Below are 3,117 nucleotides of genomic sequence, written 5' to 3'. Positions count from 1 at the left end.
AGCGCCGATTTCGTGACGATGCCGACGGGATGGTTGAATTTCGCCAGCACTTCCAGGATCTGGCGCATGATCCTGAGCTTCTTCTCGATCGGCTGGTAGGCGTCGGTATTGGTGCCGATCGCGATGGTGCGCGGCTGGTAGGAGGGGGAGGAGAGTTCCTTCTCCAGCAGTGCCGCCGCATCGGGCTTCGCCGTCAGCTTGCTCTCGAAGTCGAGCCCCGGCGACAGGCCGAGATAAGCATGGGTCGGCCGGGCGAAGCAGTAGACGCAACCATGCTCGCAGCCGCGATAGGGATTGATCGAGCGGTCGAAGGAGATGTCGGGCGAGTCGTTGCGCGTGATGATGTTGCGCGCCTTCTCATAGGCGATCTCGGTCGAGAACGGCGGCAGCTCCTCCAGCGAGCCCCAGCCGTCATCCTCGGCGATGCGCTGCTCGGCCTCATAGCGCCCGCCCGGATTGATCGTGGCGCCGCGCCCGCGCCGCCTGTCGGGATCGATGCGGTGGCCGATATAGGCCATTGGATCGGCAGGGGCGACGACCGGCGCGGAGACGCTCGGCTCCCTGTCGGTTCGCCGCAGGGGCTGCGCCGCCGGGAAGGGCCGGGAAGTGGGTCTGGCCTGGGGCATGGTTTTCGAACCGCGTCACGCGCCGGGAATCGGCGCCTTCTGGTCTCATGTAGAGTGAACATAACAAGAACAAAAGGCAAGTGGCGGGATTGTGGCATGCTGCGTTGCGGCATAGGATTTCGCTTATGCTCACAGCCGTGATCCGCAGCGATGGTTCCCAGCAGGCGCTTGCCGCGACCTTGGCTGTCCTGATTCCCGCGGTCGCCGAGGGCTTCCTCGGCCATGCGGTGCTCGTCGACACGGTCGGCGCGAGCGAGACCGAGCGCGCTGCCGACGCGACCGGCGCCCGCTATCTCCGTGCGAGCCGTGAGCAAGCCTGGCAGGAAGGCGCTGCCCAGGCACGGGGAGACCGTCTTGTCCTGTTCGAATCCGGCGATGTGCCGCAGGCCCATTGGGTGCAGGCGGTGGAGCGGCATCTGCTGGTCGCGGCGGGGGAGCCGGCTCTGATTGCCTCGCGTGGAGTTGTCGCATCGCTGCGCGAGCGGATCGCCTTCTCCATCGGCGGCCGCCCGCTCGGAGCGGGGTTGGTCATGCCCAGGACGATGGCGCTGGCGGGTCGCCTCGATCGGGCTCCGGTGCGGTTGCCTGTCCTGCGGGAGCGGGCGGGTTAGGCTGGCAGGCTGTGGTGTTCGATATTGCTATGCCGGCAACGCATGGCCGGGCGTGTTTTATCTAGGAACTTGTGCAGTGCAGCATAAGTTTATATGTTGACGATTGCCCAAAGCACCTCCCTCAGACATCGAAAGGAGAGATCCATGCTTGAACGGCACGATTCCTGTTCTGCGCTCGAAGCGGAGCGCGACGAGGACAAACGCGAGGAACAGCAGGAGGACCAGGACACGTTCTCGCCTCGCGAGCACCAGGAAGGTTTCTGGAGCTAACACCTCCATAAACTCCAAGCGGGGGGCTGAATGCAGCCCTCCGCTTGGAGTTCCGGGACGTTTCGGGTCCTGTTAGAAGCCGTTCAGTTCTGGCGAACCCGAAGGCATCCTTCACGATGATCGGCATCACCTTGCGCACGACATCGGAAGCAGGCCGATTTTGGGAATGGGTCGACAGGGCCTCGGCCTGGGAAGCAACATCCTCGATCCGGGCCTTGGGTTATCCGCCCCATCTCACGCTCGCGCGGTATGCCGATCTCTCCCCAGACATCCTGCGCGAGGCCCTTGAGCCGCTCAGGACAGAGAAGGTCCTTTCGCTGACCTTCGATCGGATCGGCCTGTTCGACGTCGATCCGCTTGTCCTGTGGCTGTCGCCCCGGAGCGACCGGCGCCTGATCGACCTGCACGCTCGAATCCACGAGGCCGTCGGCCCCGCGCTTTGCGATCCGTATTATCGGCCCGGGCAATGGACGCCGCATCTGACGATCGCGACGGCCGTGCCGGTCGAGCGACGCAAGGAAGCTTTCGCCCTGGCGGCGGAGAGCTTCGAGCCGTTCAGTCTGGTCTTCGATATGGCCGAGGTCGTCTCCTGGCCGCCGTTAGGCGTATTGGAGACGGTGCAACTCAGCGGCTGAACGCTTCCCTCCGGTCGGGACGCGCCGCTAGACCTGATTCCGGAACGTATCGCAGCTCTGCATCGAGCCGGACTGGAAGCCGGTGGTGAACCACTTCATGCGCTGCGACGAGGAGCCGTGTGTGAAGGAATCCGGCACGACCACGCCTTGCGCCGCCTTCTGCAGCTTGTCGTCGCCGATGGCGGAGGCGGTGCGCATCGCCTGCTCGATATCGCCCTGGTCGAGGCGGCCCATCGCCTGGATGTTATGGGCCCAGACGCCGGCGAAGCAGTCCGCCTGCAATTCGATGCGTACCGAGATCGCATTTGCGTCGCGCTCGGATGAGCGCTCGCGGATCTGGTTGGCCTTGGGCAGGATGCCGAGCAGGTTCTGGATGTGATGGCCGACTTCGTGGCCGATCACATAGGCATAGGCGAAATCGCCGCCGCCGCCGAGCTTGCGCTGCATCTCCTGGAAGAAGGAGGTGTCGAGATAGACCTTCTTGTCGACCGGGCAATAGAATGGCCCCATCGCCGATTGCGCGGTGCCGCAGCCCGAGCGGTCGACGCCGGAGAACAGCACGAGCCGCGGCGGCTGGTAGCGGGTATTGGCCTGCTGCGGCAGAAGTTTCGACCAGATGTCCTCGTTCTGCGCCAGCACGGCGGAAACGAAGCGGCCCATCTGGTCCTGCGGCGGGCCGGAGGACTGGCGCGTCTCCTGCGTCTGTTCGCGCCCGCCGATGCCGCCGATCAGTTCGGCGCCGCCGATGAGCAGGCGCGGATCGATGCCGAGCGCCCAGCCGAGCAGGCCGAGCACCACCATCGTGCCGATGCCGACGCCGCCGCGTCCGCCGGGCATGCCGGCAAAGCCGCCGCCACTACCGCGCCGGTCCTCGAGATTGTCGGACTGGCGGTAATCTTCCCATTGCATGAAGGCGTCCTCGGCGAAGCTCCCCCGCAATCTCGCCGGGAGAGGCGGGGAACTCAAGTCGTCTTT

4 protein-coding genes and 1 pseudogene are annotated in these 3,117 nt (G+C 65.2%); 3 read left to right on the top strand and 2 right to left on the bottom strand.

Going from position 1 to position 3,117, the window contains the following annotated elements; translation table 11 throughout:
- A pseudogene (locus tag Q0Q02_RS23695) lies at nucleotides 1-518 on the bottom strand (radical SAM protein); the annotation flags it as partial.
- A 233-nt stretch (nucleotides 519-751) separates the two neighbouring features.
- Here Q0Q02_RS23695 and Q0Q02_RS23690 point away from each other — a divergent pair.
- From Q0Q02_RS23690 to Q0Q02_RS23680, 3 genes are all read left to right on the top strand, one after another.
- Complete coding sequence (locus tag Q0Q02_RS23690; protein ID WP_293813274.1) at nucleotides 752-1,237, top strand: hypothetical protein; 486 nt, start codon at nucleotides 752-754, stop codon at nucleotides 1,235-1,237.
- A gap of 144 nt (nucleotides 1,238-1,381) precedes the next feature.
- Nucleotides 1,382-1,507, top strand: a complete 126-nt coding sequence (locus Q0Q02_RS23685; protein ID WP_293813272.1) for a hypothetical protein — start codon at nucleotides 1,382-1,384, stop codon at nucleotides 1,505-1,507.
- A gap of 116 nt (nucleotides 1,508-1,623) precedes the next feature.
- Nucleotides 1,624-2,142, top strand: a complete 519-nt coding sequence (locus Q0Q02_RS23680) for a 2'-5' RNA ligase family protein (protein WP_293813271.1) — start codon at nucleotides 1,624-1,626, stop codon at nucleotides 2,140-2,142.
- Nucleotides 2,143-2,169: 27 nt separating this feature from the next.
- On the opposite strand, the gene Q0Q02_RS23675 is transcribed toward Q0Q02_RS23680, so the two are convergent.
- The gene (locus Q0Q02_RS23675) at nucleotides 2,170-3,051 is read right to left on the bottom strand and encodes a neutral zinc metallopeptidase (protein WP_293813269.1); all 882 of its coding nucleotides are present in this window, start codon (nucleotides 3,049-3,051) and stop codon (nucleotides 2,170-2,172) included.
- Between the last annotated feature and the right edge of the window lie 66 nt (nucleotides 3,052-3,117).

Source organism: uncultured Allobosea sp. (genome assembly GCF_945956895.1).
Classification (GTDB): Bacteria; Pseudomonadota; Alphaproteobacteria; order Rhizobiales; family Beijerinckiaceae; genus Allobosea.
Note: the sequence above shows the minus strand (reverse complement) of the source record. Positions and strands in the feature narration are given on the sequence as shown.